Raw genomic sequence first — 18,204 nt, 5'->3', positions numbered from 1 at the left:
AAATAAACCTTGAATCGAAAAGAAGTATTTAACAGGCAAACGGAAGCCGTTTTATTTGATTTTGGAGGCGTGATCGCTGAAGAAGGATTCAGGGAGGGATTGTTTGCTATATCCTCTAATACCAAGCTTGATCCCGCGGAATTTTTTAAGATAGCCTCGGACGCCATTTATGATACCGGGTATATAATCGGTAAAGCGTCTGAATGTTCCTACTGGGATGTATTAAGGCTTAGGACTGGCGTTTCTATGTCTAATCTTGAAATGCGCCTGGAGATTTTAAGGCGTTTCAATTTGCGTCCGTGGATGCTCAGGATTATCGACAAACTTCGTCAACAAGGCTATTTTGTCGCGCTACTGAGTGATCAAACCAACTGGCTTGATGAACTTGACGCAACAGGCCATTTTAGCGGGCGGTTTGACGCTGTTTTTAATTCCTACCATCTTGGGAAAGGCAAAAAAGACGCTTCTATTTTCACCGATGTGGCGTCTCTTTTAGGGGTAGATCCCCAATCGTGTTTGTTCGTTGACGACAATCCGGGGAACATTTCTCGCGCTTCTTCTGTAGGATACCAAACCATTCTGTATAAGACACCCGAATCTTTTGCAGAAGAGTTCTCGCTACTGCGACTAATCCCTGGGCTAGATCTAGTGATGTAGCTATTTCACTTGTTGTGTAATAAAAACGCTGGCCGAATTCCGCGTCAACTCCTCCCGTTTTATTTCGCTTTGACCCGTCTGGAATTTAGGCATCCAATTTCTGCAATTCTTTTAGCACGTTTTAGCAATTTATTAGACTTTTTTATAATAAAGTTGCGAGTCCTCACGGCTCTTCTTTCCGATGTCGAACGGGCTACATTGACTTTTTCCAGAAAATCTGGTATGTTACAGCCTGTAAAACCATTTTAATAATTTGTGAATCTTACTAAAGTTCCAAAGGGATGGGTGCGCCTAAATCATGAAATCTTTGAAGTCCGTGGGCAAATTCCCCGCGGTTGTTCCGATTTTGCCTCTCCGGGATATGGTCATATTTCCGAATACCGAGATTCCTCTATTTCTGAAGGGCGCTAAAGTCGTCAAACTAGTTGAATCGCTGCAGGGCGGTTCAAATCTAGTAGGGCTTTTTTATCAGAAATCTCGGAGCCGAATTGGGATATGGAGTGAGGAACTGGCGCCTGTTGGGGCGCTCGCCCGGGTAGACAATATAGTTTCCGTCGAGACCGGCGGTGTAAGAGCGGTGGCTGAAGGCCTATGTAGGGTACGTTTGATAAGCAAGGTGAGAAATGAACCCTACTTCACGGCCGAGGTAGGCCTCATAGAAGAAAAGAATGGTGACAATGATGTCCATGACGCTTTAGTCACGAGTGTATTGAGTTTATACAAAATGGCTGAGGCGCTTGGTAAAACCGTTAGCTCTCAAGTATTAAAGGCGATAGAACGAGCCGGTGACATTGGAGAACTGTCCGATCTAATCTCTGCCCAACTATCAATCAAGTCTGACTCCAAGCAGGATCTTCTAGAAATTTTGAATCCATCGACTAGGCTACGGAAATCCATAGCATATCTGAAAGCCGACATAGACAATTTTGTCTGCAATACTGTGGTTACCTCGGAAACGGCAGGGTCCCCATCTGGTCTTAGGAAATCATTCGAACCGGACCCCAGACAGGCTTTCAAGACGTTCCAGAAAGATTTCAGCGTGGATGAGGACCCGCACTTGGCTGAAATCCGCGGATTTCAACTCAAGGTAAGAGAAACCGGTATGCCGGCGGACGTAGCTGAAGCAGTTACCAAGGAGATCCAACGTCTTGAAAGGATACCTCCTCACTCGCCAGAGCACATTGTTGCAAGGACTTATGTGGAAGTCCTGACAAGTTTGCCCTGGGATAAATTGACTAAAGATCACCTAGATGTTGTTCGCGCCAGAAAGATCCTCGACGAGGACCATCACGACCTGAAGGTTGTCAAAGAACGAATACTCGAGTTTCTTGCCGTAAGAAAACTCAATGTAGACAATAAAGGACCTATATTGTGCCTTGTCGGTCCTCCGGGAGTTGGGAAGACATCCCTCGGTCGTTCGATAGCTCGCTCAATGGGACGTAAATTCATCCGTGTGTCATTAGGAGGGATTAGAGATGAAGCCGAAATCCGGGGGCACAGGAGAACGTATATCGGAGCTATGCCTGGACGGATTATTCAGGAAATAAAAAGGGCCGGGACGAGCAACCCTGTCTTTATGCTTGATGAAATTGACAAGCTGGGGCAGGACTATCGAGGAGATCCAGCGAGTGCGTTGTTAGAAGTGTTGGACCCTGAACAAAATTCGAGTTTCATGGATCATTACATTGACCTTCCTTTTGATCTCAGTAAAGTCATGTTCGTAGCTACGGCCAATCAGGTTGATTCTATTCCCAGAGCTCTTAGGGATAGAATGGAAATTATCACGATATCAGGATATACAGACGAAGAGAAAAAGAAGATAGCGGAATTGTTTCTGATTCCAAAAGCTCAGGAACAAACCGGTGTAAAGGACTATAGAATAGAATTCGATGAGCCGGCCATAAGAAAATTAATAAGTGGGTACACAAAAGAGGCTGGAGTCAGAAGCCTAGAGCGAGAAATAAACTCCGTGTACAGGAAAATTGCTCTCCAAATAACTCAGGGACAACCTCTTAACAAAATTATAGACCCGTCGAAGGTGGAAGATTTCCTCGGGGCTCCAAAATATTATTTGGAGCTTTGTGAAGACATAGATAGGGTAGGGGTGTCCACAGGTTTGGCTTGGACCGAGAACGGGGGAGAGATTATATTTGTTGAAGTTACGGGATTCAGCGGGCATCAGGGACTAATTCTCACGGGTAGTTTGGGTGATGTGATGCAAGAGTCCGCAAGGGCGGCCTTGAGCTGCCTTAGACACCTCGGCGAGTTTTTCGGATTAGATCAGAAGCGCCTTACAAATACAGATCTTCATGTTCATGTTCCTTCTGGGGCAATCCCCAAAGACGGTCCATCAGCGGGAGTCACAATAGCAGTAGCCCTTGCCTCTTTTTTTACCGGGGCCGCAGTGAGAAGGGATGTTGCTATGACCGGGGAGATTACTTTGCACGGTAGAATTTTACCGGTAGGCGGAATAAAAGAGAAACTTCTTGCAGCCAAGAGGGCTGGAGTAAAAGAAGTCATTCTACCCTCAAGAAACTTTCCTCAGGTGAGGTCCTTCAAGGATAACGTGACAGACGGCCTTGTTTTACATTTCGTAAGTGATGTGGGAGAGGCCATTAGGGCCGCGCTTAAAACAATCCCTGAACTATCCGGTTTTCAAATGGGAACTCAGAATATTTTACCGCTCTTTTCAGATTGTCAACCGGATGTTTGTTGAGAATTAAAATGCTGTGATGTTTTATGTGGCTGAAGAATTTAGGGATGAATCTATTAACTTTATCAATCTTTCCCGAATCTCTTCACGTGACATAGAAACTTTGAGTCCGGCAGCCCGAGAATGTCCTCCTCCACCCAAGACTGAAGCTACAGTAGCTACGTTGACGAATCCCTTCGAACGGAGACTGACCTTATAGAGGTTTTCTGATAATTTTGTAATCAGACCACCGACTTCAACTCCACGCGTCTCGCGAAGTCTGTTCACTAAGCTTTCCCCCTCAGACATCGACGCGCCTAATTTTTGATAATCTTCAAAATCAATGTAACTCAGGACCAACTTCCCATTCAAAAGTACTTCCAGCCTTTCAATAATCAATCTCTCCAGAGAGAGTCTCGACTCTGGAAATTCTTCGAAAAGCTTCCTGGTAATCTCATAATTGTCCACACCGAGTTCCAATAGTCTTGCGGCGAGTTCAAAAGTTTCACTTGTAACTCCGGCAAACTTGAAACAGCCAGTGTCTGTAACCAATCCGGTATACAAACATTTCGCCACATCTGGGCTCACACGGTATTCCGCCCGTTTAAGTATTTGATAAACTAGTTGGGTAGTCGAATTCGCAGATGGGAGAACGTAGTTGTAATCTCCATATCGAGGATTTGTAGGATGATGGTCTACGTTGACAAGCTTTGCTGATTTTCTAAGATCGCCAATTTCAGGGGAAATTCTGTTTTCCGCGGCGACGTCAAGAGCGATAATATGAGATGGCCTGAAGCCAACTGAGTCAAATCCGATTACTGTATTTCCGGATCCGGGCAGAAATTTAAAAAGTTGAGGAAATTCTGCGCCTACAACGGGAATGGCGATTTTGCCATTTTCCTTAAGAGCCAAATACATTCCTAAAAGAGAACCGATAGCGTCACCATCAGGATTAACATGAGTCATTATATAAAAATCATGGAAGTCCCTAATAATACCCGCTACTTGATCAATCATTTTCATTGACTGTGGTTGTCTCGATTTCTTTGAGAATCTTTGAAATCTTTAAGGAGTGATCGAAGGAAGAGTCATAACAAAATGTCAACATAGGTATATATTTGAGGTCTAATTCTTCTTTCAGACGATGTCGTATAAAGCCCTCGGCTTTTATCAGGCCCTTGGTATGAGAGTCAATTTCTTTATCGGCAAGACACGAAAAGAAAATCCTTGCGGATTTAAGGTCAGGGCTCAGGCGCACCTCTGTTATAGTAACGTCTTCAACCCGAGGATCTTTGACGTCATGGCTCAAAATTTCACATATGGTCTGTTTCAAAAGTTCTGAAACTCTTTCTTTTCTGAAATGTGGCATGAGAATGGATTTATCCTTAATGCTCTTGTGGGGTTGAAATAAGGGTGGAACAAATACTAAAGGAATTCCCCAAATGGCAGAATCTCGATGTTAAAGCTTGTTACTTCAGCCAGGTATAAATTCTCAATGTAATCGTTGACTGTCTCAAGCATCTTATGAGCATGACTGGAGTCGTTGGAAACTACAGCCATTCCCAAAGAGGATATCTGCCATTTATCGTTATCATCGACTTCCGCAATGGAAACATCGAATTTGGAACGAACCTTGCCCAATATACTTTTGATTACTTTCCGTTTGTCTTTCAAAGAAGACGACTGATGAATCATTATTCTAATAAATCCCACACCCACGAACATAGCCTCTACCGCGCCAGCCGTTTGATCCTCTTTTGTTAGGCGGAAGTAAATGAAAACTACTGCGCTAGTTTTGCCGATTCACGTTCCACGACGAAAGCTTCGATAACATCTCCAACCTTGACATCACGGTAATTCTCGATTCCAATTCCACATTCATAACCTTCAAGCGCTTCCTTAACATCTTCCTTGAAACGTTTCATTGAAGATATCTTGCCCTGATGAACGACAACATTGTCTCTAAGAAGCCTGATTTGATTGGATCTCTCGATTTTGCCGGAAACAACATGACATCCAGCTATCATAACAACTTTGCCGACCGAGAAGGTTTGCCTGACCTCGGCTCGACCAACAACAGTTTCTTTTTCTATGGGAGACAGCATGCCCTCGATTGCTCGACGGACATCCTCAATAGCGTCATAGATTATAGTGTACATCCGGACATCAACTTTTTCCTCTTCAGCCAGGTGGGTTGTTTTTGGTGTCGGACGAACATTGAACCCGATAATAATGGCGTTGGATGCGCTGGCCAGCATCACATCCGTTTCATTTATAGCTCCTACTCCACCGTGAATTACCTTGAGTTTGATTTCCTGTGAGGGAATCCCCAACAATGCTTCTTTTACAGCCTCAACCGAACCCTGAACGTCGCCTTTGACAATTAAATTGAGTTCTTTAACTTCTTCAGTTTGCATACGGGCTATGAGTTCTTCCAATGATGCGGGGCTGGTCGAAGCGGCTTCGTCTTCACGATGTTTGATCATCCTTTGCGCGCCGATTTGTCGAGCAAGTTTTTCTTCCTCGACAACCATAAGAATTTCTCCCGCGTCTGGAACACTTGCAAATCCCTGAATTTCTACCGGAGTTGAAGGTCCCGCTTCCTCAACATTTCGTCCTTCATGATCCAGCATAGCTCTTACTTTGCCGTAGTGGACACCGGCGACAAAAGGATCGCCCAATCTTAAAGTACCCTCTTTTACAAGTACTGTTGCAATTGGTCCCTTTCCTTTGTCTAGTCGGGCTTCGACAATTGTTCCTGTGGCTCTTTTATTAGGATTTGATCGCAATTCCATAATTTCAGCCTGAAGCAATATGAGGTCAAGAAGCTCATCAACGCCCTTCCCAGTCTTAGCGCTCACGTCAGCGAACAGTGTATCTCCACCCCATGCTTCGGGGATGAGATTGTATTCACTCAGTTCACGAATGACGCGATCCTTGTCGGCTTCAGGTTTGTCAATCTTGTTTATAGCGACAAGAATAGGAACACCTGCAGCCCTGGAATGGTTTATCGCCTCTTTGGTCTGATCCATAACTCCATCATCCGCAGCCACCACTAGTATAACAAAATCGGTGACCTGCGCTCCTCGTGCCCTCATGGCTGTGAACGCCTCATGGCCAGGAGTATCCAAAAAGACAAGTTCACCCCTTGGCACCTTAACCTTGTAGGCCCCTATGTGCTGGGTGATTCCCCCTGCTTCTTGATCAGTAACGTGAGTAGATCGAATTCGATCAAGAAGAGACGTCTTGCCATGATCAACATGTCCCATGACAGTAATTACCGGCGGGCGGGCGACCAAATTCTCCTCAGTGTCCTGAATTTTCTTTGGCAGAAGAGTCTGTTCTGAGGGGCGGCTCGTTTCTGTTTCAAAGCCGAATTCTCCGGCAACTATAGCCGCTGTATCGAAGTCTATGATTTCATTCATCCCTGCTGCGACACCTAGAGGCAAAAGATGTTGAATAACCTCAGACGCCTTGACACTCATCTTGTGGGCCAAATTGGCGACGGTTACCGTCTCAGGCAGCTTGAGCCTTCGCTTGATGGCTTTAGGCACAGTAATTTCAGTTTTTCTGAGCTTGACTTTCTTGGTTCTTCCACGAAGCCGACCGCGATGTCTGTCATCATAAAGATCCGCTACATTTATCACTTCTTTCCGTCTGCGGACGAGACCCTTATCCTCCTCGACGCGCTCTTCAACGGTTCTACCCTTCTTGTCCTTGCGCTTTTTGATTCTACCTTTGTCATCCACCGGTAGTTCAGGAACGAACGGGCGAGTAGAAGGTTCAGGGCGTACACTTGGGCGTGGAGCCGTATCAACAACTCGTGGCCTGCTGGGTCCAGGAGCCGACGGGCCTGCCGGTCTGGGCGCAGGCGCATGAACATAATGGATCTTTGGCGCTGGTCTTTCAGCGGAACGGACCGGTTCTTTTTTCAGTTCTACTTTACCTATGATTTGAGCTGGTTGAATGCGTTTGTCCTTCTTTTTCTTTTTCTTTGCATTGCGTTCTTCAGCTTCTCTTTGCTCTTCGGTAGTAGAAGTTCTGGCCCCCAACTCGGTTTCCTTTGGTCTCTCCGTTCGAGAGGGGTGGTCCGCCTGGGCGCCGTCTTCTGTTTTATCCGCTGTCGCTACTTGAGAAAGCGCATGACTGGATGATTTTCCCGACTCAGGAACAACGCCCCCTTCTCCAGAAGCGACTGAAATGGACGGTTGCCCGAAGTGATCCAAAGTTTCTTCTGTAGCGGTAGAGAGCGTAATCGATGGTTTGGGTGGAGCCATTTCGATTATTCTTGCCGGTTCATGACGTTTCATTTTTCTCTGGGTTTTTTTCGCGTCCGGAGTTCCAGCCGAGATAGAAGATTTAGCCGGTTCCTGGTTCTTCGGAACATTCTCATAAGTAACATCTACATCGGACATGGCGCTTTCTTCAGATGAAAGAGCCTCTTCATGAAAATCCAGAGGGGGAGCGTTCTTCGCTCGCCTCCGGATAACTGTAGGTCTTATGCGCTTTTCAACAACTTCTCGTTGGGGAAGGGCAGATACAAGATGAGCCCTTAAAGCCGTTGGATCATCAGTGACCAAAGAACTTTCCGGCCCGTCGACCTCATAGCCCATAACAACTAATTCCTTAAGCAAGTCTTCGTTTTTGACCTTTAGGTCTCTCGCCAGGTCATCAACGGTCATGATGGTCATCCGCACACCCCTTTTTTTCTAGGCCTTTGTTCAAAATGCTCTCTACTGACGGCATTGACTGGAATTCACTCCTCAGAGCTTTCTCCAGTTTTCTTTTTCTTCTTGCATTTTCAACGCATTCAGGGGTTGGGCAAACATAGCAACCCCTTCCGCTAAGCGTTTCTTTATGTTCTGTAACAACCAGTAATCCGTCTGAAGCTTTCAGTTTTATCATTTCTTTTGCGGGCCTTTTCCTACGACATCCTATACATGTTCGTATCGGAGTATGGCCGCGGTTCATTGAACTAAATTCGCCAATGGTCAGAGACCGGGTTCCGAATTCATGTTACAGTCTTTACGCTGTAGCCTGAACGACGTCTTCTTCCCCGTCGTTGGCCGAGGACGATTCCGAATTCTCTTCAACAGTCTCAGTGTCCGGCGCTGTTTCCTGAGACTTGGTTAAATAATATTTGGCCCCCTCTTGCAACATGAGAGCCTTCTCGTTTGTTATTCCCATGAAACTGGTAAGTTCCTCTATCGACGCTCGATCTATGTCTTCAGGATTTCGATACCCGTTGTCAAAGAGAATGGTAGCGGTCTCTTCATCCATGCCTTCAACCGCCAGTAAGCGTTCGAAAGATTCACCGGTAATCTTTTCCTCTTTGGATTCACCTCTCACGTCGATTTTCCAACCCGTGAGCCGTGCGGCCAGTCTCACATTCTGGCCTTTCTTGCCAATAGCTAAGGAAAGTTGTTCATCATCGACGATTACTTCCATGGCGCCGGTAATCTGATCAATGATGACCTTGGATATCTGAGCAGGTTGAAGAGCATTGCAAACGAATCTTGCAGGCTCGTCATTCCATGGGATAATATCAATTTTTTCTCCTCGGAGTTCCTGAACAACGGCTTGCACTCTTGACCCCTTCATTCCTACACATGCGCCCACAGGATCGACGTCCGCGTCGGTGGACCTAACCCCAATCTTGGCCCGTTGCCCCGGTTCGCGAGCTGCGCACATAATCTTTACAATTCCCTCGGCTATCTCGGGAACTTCCTGATCAAATAATTTTACCAAAAAAGCCGGATCAGACCTTGACAAAATGATCTGGGGATCTTTCTGCGTTCTTTTAACATCAACGATCAACGCCCGAATTCTGTCTCCCTGTCGATAGGCTTCCTTCGGAATTTGTTCGGTCAATGGCAGAATGGCTTCGGCTCTGCCTAAATTCACCACCGTGTTTTTCTTTTCAAATCGCTGAACAACTCCAGTAACTACGTCACCTTTTCTGTCTTTATATTCAGCGTATATATTTTCACGCTCAGCATCTTTGACCTTTTGGATAATTACCTGTTTCGCTGTTTGGGCGGCGATTCTCCCAAAGGTCTCAGCCTCGATCTTTTCTCCAAGTTGGTCACCAACTTCAGCCTCCGGATCCAACTCTTTTCTGGCGGTTTCCAGATCAATCTCCACACTGGGATCCTCGACTTCGGCCACAACGTCCCTGAATCTAAAAACTTCAATTTCGCCTGTTGAATCGCTGTACTGGGCTTCCAGTTCGACCTTCGGACCGAACCTCTTCCTCGCCGCCGAAACCAGCGCAGCCTCAAGGGCCTCTACCAAGGTATCTCTTGAAATTCCCTTTTCTTTGGCCACCTGATCAATCATTCGGTCCAAACTTCCCATGGTCACCCTCCCACGCTAAACGCCTTTTTGTTAAGGCCTTGCTGCAAAATTTCATCCGGCGGAGTTTCCAAATGAGCTTTCTCAATATTTTCCGCGTTAATCTCTATCATTTTATTATCTACTTCCATAATCACTGTTGTATCTCGTGCGCCCCTAATTACACCCAAGAAGTTCCTGCGTCCCTCAATCTTGTGAATCGTCCTGATACGTGCCTGACGGCCTGAAAATCTGTCGAAATCTCTAAGTTTCCTCAGGACTCTGTTGATCCCCGGGGAAGATACCTCCAGGCTATAATGGTGATCAATAGGATCTTCTATGTCGAGTAAAGCTCCAACCTGTCTGCTAACCATTGCGCAGTCATCGAGGGTTATTCCTTGAGGCGAGTCGATGTACAGCCTCAAAGTCCATGAGCCGCCCAAGAGCAGGTATTCCACTTCCACCAGTTCTATACCATCAGGTTCAAGCAGTGGTTCAATCAAGTCCCACAGATAGGAAAGAAGCTTACGATCTGTTACCATTTCCGTTATGTGCGCCCGTGTTGTCGCATATCATCTATAATAAAAAACCCGGGATTTAAAAAAACCCGGGTGGCAAAAAACCACTCTCTGGAGCGGGCAACGGGGCTCGAACCCGCGACATCAAGCTTGGGAAGCTTGCACTCTACCAACTGAGCTATGCCCGCGTAGCTAAAGATTAACAGCGGGTCCTACCAATGTCAAGGTAATAGAGCGAATAAACAAATAATGTCGCCTTATGGAACAGGTATTTCCTCTTTGTTCACAGGGCCTTTTGATTAATGTCAATGGATGATTTATCGCGAAGCATCCTTAACCATCCTTTGAGAAATTCGGTCCGACGCACTTCCAACACCCAATTCCTAAATTCGGATGCGCCCTTTGTATATTCTTCCCTGCTAGCTGGATCTGTTTTTATTAACCGGACGATACCAACCCCAGTGGTGGTGTTTATGGGTGTATTAAAAACGGGGGCGGCCTCAGAGATGGAAGTGAGCATTTCAGACACCTGGTTGGATTTACCAAGCTGAGGAACAAAGCCGGCTGTTCTAGATACCGGTTCGAGCGTATCCCAGGTTAAGCCACTGGCTTTTGCAATGTTGTCGGCTTCCGATGGATTTTTGGAAATCTGCTCTATGAGCGATTCAGCCTTTTTTACGGCTTGCTCAAGGGCCTGGTTCTTGATGTAGTCCTTTTCCACCAGGCTTTGAACTTGTCCTAAAGAGGGGATTCGCTCTGGTCTCTTCTCCAGGAGTTGAGCCACGAAATAGTTATCGCCATTTCTGACCAGTTTAGAAACGTCTTCTGTTTTTAATTCAAATATGTCCTGAGAAACGTTTGCTGAGTCTAACACTCCTGGTATTCCGCCCTGGGAGGTGACATTGTCGGCCATTTCGAGCTTTAGCCCGAATTTCTTCGCCTGTTCAGGAAGGTTTTCTGATCTGTACACCTGTTCATAGAAATCGTCAGCGAACTGAGCTATTTTTTTCTTTGCCTGTTCATCCTTCAACAGTTGGGTAATTTTTCCCTTTACTTCTTCAAACGGCTTCTCAGCCTCATCAACTCTGTCTTCAACCAATATGAGATGATATCCTTGATCCGTCAGAATCGGAGACGAGATTTCACCCTTGTTGAGCTTAAAAGCCTGCTCTTCAATGGCTGGGTTCAAGGAGCTTTTGGTGATCCAGCCAAGTTCTCCTCCCTTTGAAGCCGTGGCCTCATCCTGAGAGTTCTCTTTGGCCACTTTATGGAAATCGGCCCCACCCTTAATGTCCTGTTCCAGCTTGATAGCCTTCTCTTTGATCGTTTCTCTTTCCTGATCAGAGGCTTTTTCCGGAACCTTCAGAAGAATCTGACTAATTTTTACTTTTTCCGGCTCGATAAATTCTTTCTGGTTTAGCTTGTAGTAAGATTTTACGTCATCGTCAGTGACATTCGAGTCCTTGAGGAGATCTTTCCACGAAAACCAGACGTACTCTATTTTGGCCGATGCTGGAATTTGGTATCGAGACTCATTCCGCTTGAAGTAGTTTTCAAGGGCCTTTTCGTCAATAGCCACTTTATTGTGGGCCTCCTCCGGCTTGATAATCATAAGCGCCAGAGTCATTTTGTCGTTTTGGAAATGCCACAACGTTTCAAGTTCCTTGGGATCGGTCTTAACTGAGTCCGTTATGAGTTTGGTTACTTGGTCGGCAAGCAGTTCCTGTTTCAGGTATCTTTCATACATGTCTGGGTTCAATTTAATAGAACTCAGATACATCTTGTAAATTTCGGGATCGAAAGATCCGTTTCTTTGAAAAGTCTGATCAGACAAGATGGCGTTTCTAACGTCGGTGTCATTGACAAAGAAACCCAGTTTGACAGCTTCCTGGATAAGGAGCTGTTCATCTATGAGCCGATCCAGGACGCTTTTCTTTAGGTTGAGCCGTTCCAACAAGTCAGGAGGCATAGCGCCACGGAATCTCAACCGTATTTTTTCAACCTCAGTCTGGTATGTGTTATAGAAGTGATCGTAACCAATGACCTGATCATTGACTTTAGCCGCATAATCGTGTTCTTTATCACGTGGCCCGCCCCACCCAAAAAAGAAAATAAAAACAATAATTATTCCGCCGAGCGCTACTTTTATTAACCATGAACTGGCGTGTCGTCGCATCAGATCTAGCACCGGATTCTCCTTTCCGAAGGGGCAATTCGAGTGGCAATATTATGATCATATGATCCTTAAGTCAATGGAGGCGCTGAAAACTCTTTGTTAAAAGCCTTTCTGGTCTGCCACAAGAAGAAGACGGTCCAGTTTATGACTAAGACTTAGTCGTACGCTTGATCATCGTCCGAGTGTCTGATATTGTCCCTACACTTATTCTTAGGAAAATTGGTTTAGTAAAAACAAAAATGCTCTCTAATTGGTTGTCGAGCATCTTTTCAAACGACATGGCCATAGATCTCGGGACTGCAAACACCCTCGTGTACGTCCGGGGCAAAGGGATTATCTTGTCCGAGCCGTCTGTTGTGGCCGTCAAAATGGACCTTAGACGAGGCCCTAGAATAGTTGCGGTGGGTACTGACGCGAAGAAAATGGTCGGACGGACACCAGACAACATCAAGGCCATCCGCCCCATGAAAGATGGGGTTATTGCAGATTTTGAAGTTACCGAAGCTATGCTGAAACACTTCATCCGCCGTATTCACAAGCGCAGGATGTTTGTTAAGCCCAGGATAGTGGTATGTGTTCCCGCCGGTGTTACTCAAGTGGAGATGCGGGCTGTGCGAGAAGCGGCTGAAAGCGCTGGGGCTCGGGATGTCTATTTGATCGAGGAACCCATCGCTGCGGCGATCGGAGCTAACCTTCCAATCACAGAACCTACCAGCAATATGATTGTGGATATTGGAGGGGGAACGACTGAAGTTGCGGTCATCTCGATGTCGGACATTGTTTACGCCAAATCATTGCGAATCGCTGGGGATAAAATTGATAACGACATAATAAAATACGTCAAACATAAATACAGCTTGCTGATAGGAGAGAGAACCGGTGAAATGGTAAAGATGTTGATAGGGAGCGCCTGCCAGACTAAAGATGAAATGGTGATTGAGGTGAAAGGGCGGGATCTTATAGCCGGGGTGCCTAAAGTTATTCCACTTCGATCCAGCGAAGTTACTGAGGCGATTTCCGGACCTGTGAGAGCAATCCTGGAAACTGTAAAAACAGCCTTAGAACAGACACCGCCGGAACTCGCGTCGGACATTGTGGACAGAGGTATCGTCCTGACGGGGGGTGGATCGCTTTTGAAAAATCTTGATGAAGTTATTAGACGCGAAACAGGGCTGCCAGTAGTTGTAGCTGATGATCCCCTCTCAAGCGTAGTCCTGGGGTCAGGCATTGTTTTTGAAAATTTTGAAATGTACAGGGACATTCTAATTAGAGCTTGAAAACACCATGAAGTATACAACTGCATTCAAACCCAGTAATTGAGGCTATGCTCATAACATTCAGTTCCATTATCTTGTCTTTATCAGAATCCGAAACTCCATTCGTTTAACTTCACGGATGGTTTTAATTTTCCGCGCCGGCTATATTCCAGGCCATGCCCCGATCGATCAAAGAATTAACCATTGCCGCGATTCTAGTGAGTCTAGGTCTCATTTTGCTTTTTTCTTCTTTTGAGAAAGGCGGTAGAGGGACATTTGTAAGTTTCATTTACTCGGCATTTAAACCAATTGATCAGACTATTACTTTTTTCCAGAGGAAAGTCTCTAACGTATTTGATTCATACATCCAGCTAGTAGGCGTTAATAGGGAAAACCGGGTGTTGACTGAAGAGATTCGCAGGTTGAGAACCGAAATTGTCTCGTTGAGAGAAAAGGAGCTGGAAAACAAGCGTCTGAAAAAAATACTGGATCTCAAGGATAAGCTGGATTTCCCTACTATTGTGGCCCAGATCATCGGTCAAGACGCGTCTGGCTTATTCAGAACCGTGTTAATCAACAAGGGGTCAGATGAGGGTGTATTGCCTGATATGCCAGTTACAACGCCTGAAGGAGTGGTTGGCAAAATTGGAAGATGTTCGAACGCCATGGCACAAGTGGCCATGATCACGGATCCGAACGTGGCGGTAGATTGCAGAGTGGAGCGCACACGTGACAGGGGGCTTTTGATTGGATCATACTCGTATAGCTGTGTGCTTCAATATTTGAGCAAGGAAGCCAAGATTGAGCAAGGAGATCTAATTGTTACTTCAGGTCTGGATGGAATTTTTCCACGTGGTCTTGTTGTAGGAACTATCGAATCAGTCCGCTCTTCTGAACATGGTTTATTCTTGGAAGCCACAGTGGCTCCCTCTGCTAGACTCTCTGAAATTGAAGAGGTAGTGGTAATTTTAGGTAGTCAAGGAGGGTTTTCAATGGAACCGGGGTTAGAAGGCAAGCCTTGAAAGATTTTATCTTTTGTATGGTTGTAGGATGGCTGTCGTTTGTTGTCGAAAGCAGTATTTTGGGCAACATCTTTCCAATGGAATTCAAGCCTGATCTGACTCTACTGATTGTAGTATGGATTGGCTTGAAACGAGCTTATATCCCGGGAGTTATCGCCGTGTTCCTGCTGGGTGTAGTCGAAGACTTGCTTTCCGGGGCTCCACTGGGGCTGTTTCCGGTTATTTATCTGACTGTCTTTATGTTTTCGGTTTATGTGAGTGTGAATTTTGACGTTGACCAGTTGGGAGCGGGTTTATCAGTAGCGCTTTTAGCGTGTTCCGTGTCGTTTAGCCTAATTTTTCTTGCCAGGTGGTTCATTGGCCAGATCTCATTTGAACCTCAGATCATAAAAATCGTGATTCTAAAAACTATTTTGTCATCACTGAGTCTAATAATTTTTAAGCCAGTTCTGGACGGCGCATGGAAAGGCTATTCCAGATTGATGGGAGCGACTTAGTGGCGCATTTTAGCAGCGATCGAGTTCCTCAAGATTATTACAAATACCGGATCACAGTCTTTTCTATCGTTGTCTGGGCCGTGATGGCAGCCCTGCTGATTCGATTATGGAATCTGCAACTCATGATGGGAGAATCTTTCGATGACATGGCGATTGAAAATCGAATCAGACTGTTGCGACTACCACCACCAAGAGGGTCGATTCTTGACGTTAATGGGGATCCGCTGGCCGAAAATAAGCAGTTTTACTTTGTCAATTCTTCCGGGAGCAATCAAAGACTCACAGGGGATTGTCGATGTTTATGCGGACGCATTGGGCTTTTCTCCTGAAAAGATGAGGACTGTACTTGATAAAAGCCTTTTGGCTCCGATGTTTCTGTCTTTTCCGATCAAGAAAAACATTAGTCTGGAAGAAATTTCGCTCATCAAGACTCATTCCCGAGAAATAAAGGGTGTTACTCTGGAAGCTCGACCCTATCGATATTATCCACTCGGGGATTTGCTTTGCCACCTGGTAGGTGTTACGGGCGAAATTTCGAGTTCTGAATTGGAAAAAGTCGGCCGTGCGGGATATAGACCTGGGGATTATGTGGGGAAAACTGGAATAGAGAAAGAGTATGAGCCTTATTTAAGAGGGGAGGAGGGTTGGGAACAGATTGAAATTGACGCCAAAGGGAGGCACCTCGCGAGCCTAAGAAGAAAACCCGCCAAACCTGGGGCTGATATAGTGTTAACAATAGACTCTTCCTTTCAAAGGTTTGTCGAAGAATCCTTTACAGAGCGAGCAGGCTCCGTTGTGGTTGTGGATCCGGATACAGGGCGAATTCTTGCTATGGTCAGTAAGCCTGGTTTTGATCCGAATTTGTTTTCACCTTCTATTTCGGAGAGAAATTGGAAATCCTTAAACAGCGATCCTCTTCATCCATTGGAAAATCGTTCGATCCGGGGATTATATCCCCCTGCCAGCACATTCAAGATTGTCACGGCTTTTGCGGATTTGGCAGAAGGGGCTATTAGCCCTGAAAAGAATTTATTCTGTTCCGGTGAGCTTGAACTGGGAGGTCAGGTATACAGATGCTGGAATCAGCATGGCCACGGGAATGTGAACCTTCATAGGGCTTTAGTCGAGTCCTGTGACGTATATTTTTACGAGCTTGGATTAAAATTGGGAGCTGACCGAATGGCTAAGTACGCATCGCTGTTCGGCTTGGGAAAACCTACGGGGATAGAATTATCCCAGGAATTACCGGGTCTGATCCCGACAAATTTCTGGAAGGAGAGAAATTATGGGACTTTCATCAAGGATGGCGAAAATGTGACGATAGGTATAGGCCAGGGATACACCTTGGCCACACCTATCCAGCTTGCCATGATGACAGCGGCTCTGGCCAACGGTGGAAACATTATGAGACCATATTTGGTTGATGAAATTAAATCTCATGACGGAACCCCAATATTTCACCAAACACCGGTTGTAAAGTGGAGTATAAAACCTGATCCTCGAAACTGGGAGCAAATCAGGAAGGCTATGCTTGATGTTGTCCAGGATCGAGCGGGAACGGGCAAGAAATGTAGGATTCCTGGGCTTAACGTCCATGCGAAAACAGGGACATCACAAGTTATCAGCGTTAAGGATAAATCCAAAAGCGAGGAGGAAGTTCCTTATCACGAGAGAACTCACGCCATGTTTGTGGCGTTTGTAGATGATCAGCCTAAAAAAATAGCAGTCGTGGTGATTATTGAACACGGTGGTGGTGGAGGCAAAACCGCTGCTCCGCTGGCTCGTAAAATCATATGTAGGTATTATGGCCTACCTGACAGGGGCGACCTCAGAGAGTGATCACTCTCGTTTAGACCTGTCTCAAGATTGTCCAAAAAGATTTGATTTCAAATGCCAAAAACCTATCTAAGTTCGAATGTAATCGATTCTGTTCTCAAATTTGAATGGCTCCTGGTTGTCGACGCTGTCATTCTGTCAATTGTGGGGATTGCTCTTATATATAGCGCAACCATTCCGATGGGCGTCATGGGCAGGTCTTTTGTAATAAAACAAACCGCCTGGTTGTTTCTGGGACTTACCCTTTTATTACTGTTTTCCTTTGTTGATTATCGGGCGCTGGATCGCTGGGGGATCTGGATATACGTCTTTATTCTGTTGGCGTTGATTACGGTTTCTATTTTCGGGCGAGTTACATCGGGTTCTCGACGCTGGATCGACTTAGGGATGATGCGTTTCCAGCCTTCGGAATTCGCCAAATTGGCGGTCGTAATAGTCATGGCCAAGAGCCTAAGTGGACGGCTTCGCGGGCCGTTGAAGGACTGGACTGAGATATTAAAGAATTTGGGGCTCGTTCTGGTTCCGGTGATATTCGTAGCGACTCAACCAGATCTCGGTACCGCCATAGTACTACTGTTGGTAGCGTTGAGCATGGTTTTATTCGTTGGATTGAGCAAAAAGATATGGACCGCAATCGGCGGTTTGGCCCTGATTAGCCTTCCTTTAGTCTATGTAGGGGCCAAGTATTTTCTTCTGGATTATCAAAAGAAGAGACTGCTGACCTTCCTCAATCCTGAACATGATCCCTTGGGAGCGGGCTACCAGATCATTCAATCTCAGATAGCAGTTGGGTCAGGGGGGTTACTAGGAAAGGGCTATCTAAAAGGCACGCAAAATCAGTTGATGTTTTTGCCGGTGAAGCACACGGATTTTATCTTTGCGGTTCTGTCCGAAGAATGGGGCTTTGTAGGATGCGCAATAATTTTGTTACTGTTTGTGATTTTCATACTTAGGGGGCTTACTGTAGCAGGTAGGGCTAGAGATGATTTCGGGACCCTTCTTTCGGTCGGATGCGTATCAATAATTTTCTGGCACGTGACAATAAATGTGGCTATGGTTATGGGAGTAGCCCCTGTAGTTGGAGTGCCTTTGAGTTTTGTTAGCTATGGAGGCTCTTCTCTGCTCCTATCATTTCTGGTGACCGCTATCCTAACTTCTGTAAGCGCTAGACGATTTTCGTATCTGGCGCAACCTTGACAGGAAATCCCAGAGATTTA

At 45.8% G+C, this 18,204-nt stretch carries 16 protein-coding genes and 1 tRNA gene; 8 read left to right on the top strand and 9 right to left on the bottom strand.

All coding sequences use genetic code 11. From position 1 onward, the window contains the following. The first annotated feature begins 9 nt into the window (after window positions 1–9). Both WC647_09330 and lon read left to right on the top strand, forming a co-directional pair. Window positions 10–657, top strand: coding sequence for an HAD family phosphatase (locus WC647_09330; protein ID MFA6222505.1), 648 nt, complete (start codon window positions 10–12; stop codon window positions 655–657). Between the two features lie 298 nt (window positions 658–955). After that, window positions 956–3,373 (top strand): endopeptidase La, encoded by a 2,418-nt coding sequence (lon, locus tag WC647_09325; GenBank protein ID MFA6222504.1) that lies wholly within the window; start codon window positions 956–958, stop codon window positions 3,371–3,373. A 21-nt stretch (window positions 3,374–3,394) separates the two neighbouring features. On the opposite strand, the gene WC647_09320 is transcribed toward lon, so the two are convergent. The 9 genes from WC647_09320 to WC647_09280 form a co-directional block, all read right to left on the bottom strand. Further along, on the bottom strand, window positions 3,395–4,372 hold the full coding sequence (locus tag WC647_09320) for a bifunctional oligoribonuclease/PAP phosphatase NrnA (protein MFA6222503.1): 978 nt from the start codon (window positions 4,370–4,372) through the stop codon (window positions 3,395–3,397). Further along, the gene (gene rbfA, locus WC647_09315) at window positions 4,359–4,718 is read right to left on the bottom strand and encodes a 30S ribosome-binding factor RbfA (GenBank protein ID MFA6222502.1); all 360 of its coding nucleotides are present in this window, start codon (window positions 4,716–4,718) and stop codon (window positions 4,359–4,361) included. The genes WC647_09320 and rbfA overlap by 14 nt, the downstream gene beginning before the upstream one ends. A 56-nt stretch (window positions 4,719–4,774) precedes the next feature. Then, window positions 4,775–5,074, bottom strand: coding sequence for a DUF503 domain-containing protein (locus WC647_09310; GenBank protein MFA6222501.1), 300 nt, complete (start codon window positions 5,072–5,074; stop codon window positions 4,775–4,777). A gap of 56 nt (window positions 5,075–5,130) precedes the next feature. Further along, window positions 5,131–8,031: a translation initiation factor IF-2 gene (infB, locus tag WC647_09305; protein MFA6222500.1), complete on the bottom strand. Its 2,901-nt coding sequence runs from the start codon at window positions 8,029–8,031 to the stop codon at window positions 5,131–5,133. Further along, on the bottom strand, window positions 8,021–8,320 hold the full coding sequence (locus tag WC647_09300; GenBank protein ID MFA6222499.1) for a YlxR family protein: 300 nt from the start codon (window positions 8,318–8,320) through the stop codon (window positions 8,021–8,023). Before WC647_09300 ends, infB begins: the two co-directional genes overlap by 11 nt. Before the next feature lie 54 nt (window positions 8,321–8,374). After that, window positions 8,375–9,706 (bottom strand): transcription termination factor NusA, encoded by a 1,332-nt coding sequence (nusA, locus tag WC647_09295; GenBank protein MFA6222498.1) that lies wholly within the window; start codon window positions 9,704–9,706, stop codon window positions 8,375–8,377. Between the two features lie 2 nt (window positions 9,707–9,708). After that, complete coding sequence (rimP, locus tag WC647_09290) at window positions 9,709–10,224, bottom strand: ribosome maturation factor RimP (protein MFA6222497.1); 516 nt, start codon at window positions 10,222–10,224, stop codon at window positions 9,709–9,711. 88 nt (window positions 10,225–10,312) lie between these two features. After that, window positions 10,313–10,388 (bottom strand) — tRNA-Gly (locus WC647_09285). A 95-nt stretch (window positions 10,389–10,483) separates the two neighbouring features. Further along, window positions 10,484–12,388, bottom strand: coding sequence for a SurA N-terminal domain-containing protein (locus WC647_09280; GenBank protein ID MFA6222496.1), 1,905 nt, complete (start codon window positions 12,386–12,388; stop codon window positions 10,484–10,486). A 227-nt stretch (window positions 12,389–12,615) separates the two neighbouring features. Here WC647_09280 and WC647_09275 point away from each other — a divergent pair, with 227 nt between their 5' ends. The 6 genes from WC647_09275 to rodA all read left to right on the top strand — a co-directional run bounded on the left by WC647_09275 (window position 12,616) and on the right by rodA (window position 18,184). Continuing rightward, a complete protein-coding gene (locus tag WC647_09275) occupies window positions 12,616–13,653 on the top strand; it encodes a rod shape-determining protein (protein ID MFA6222495.1) in 1,038 nt (345 codons plus the stop codon). Window positions 13,654–13,808: 155 nt separating this feature from the next. Further along, the gene (gene mreC, locus WC647_09270; protein MFA6222494.1) at window positions 13,809–14,654 is read left to right on the top strand and encodes a rod shape-determining protein MreC; all 846 of its coding nucleotides are present in this window, start codon (window positions 13,809–13,811) and stop codon (window positions 14,652–14,654) included. Continuing rightward, complete coding sequence (locus tag WC647_09265) at window positions 14,651–15,151, top strand: hypothetical protein (protein ID MFA6222493.1); 501 nt, start codon at window positions 14,651–14,653, stop codon at window positions 15,149–15,151. The genes mreC and WC647_09265 overlap by 4 nt, the downstream gene beginning before the upstream one ends. Then, entirely contained in the window at window positions 15,115–15,480 is a 366-nt protein-coding gene (locus tag WC647_09260; protein MFA6222492.1) for a hypothetical protein, read from the top strand. The genes WC647_09265 and WC647_09260 overlap by 37 nt, the downstream gene beginning before the upstream one ends. Beyond that, a complete protein-coding gene (gene mrdA, locus WC647_09255; protein ID MFA6222491.1) occupies window positions 15,401–16,990 on the top strand; it encodes a penicillin-binding protein 2 in 1,590 nt (529 codons plus the stop codon). The genes WC647_09260 and mrdA overlap by 80 nt, the downstream gene beginning before the upstream one ends. Window positions 16,991–17,041: 51 nt before the next feature. Then, complete coding sequence (rodA, locus tag WC647_09250) at window positions 17,042–18,184, top strand: rod shape-determining protein RodA (GenBank protein MFA6222490.1); 1,143 nt, start codon at window positions 17,042–17,044, stop codon at window positions 18,182–18,184. Window positions 18,185–18,204: the final 20 nt, after the last annotated feature.

This window comes from Desulfomonilaceae bacterium, assembly GCA_041662605.1.
Classification (GTDB): domain Bacteria; phylum Desulfobacterota; class Desulfomonilia; order Desulfomonilales; family Desulfomonilaceae; genus CAJBEZ01.
The sequence above is the reverse complement of the archived record's forward strand: the minus strand, read 5'-3'. Positions and strand labels throughout refer to the sequence as shown.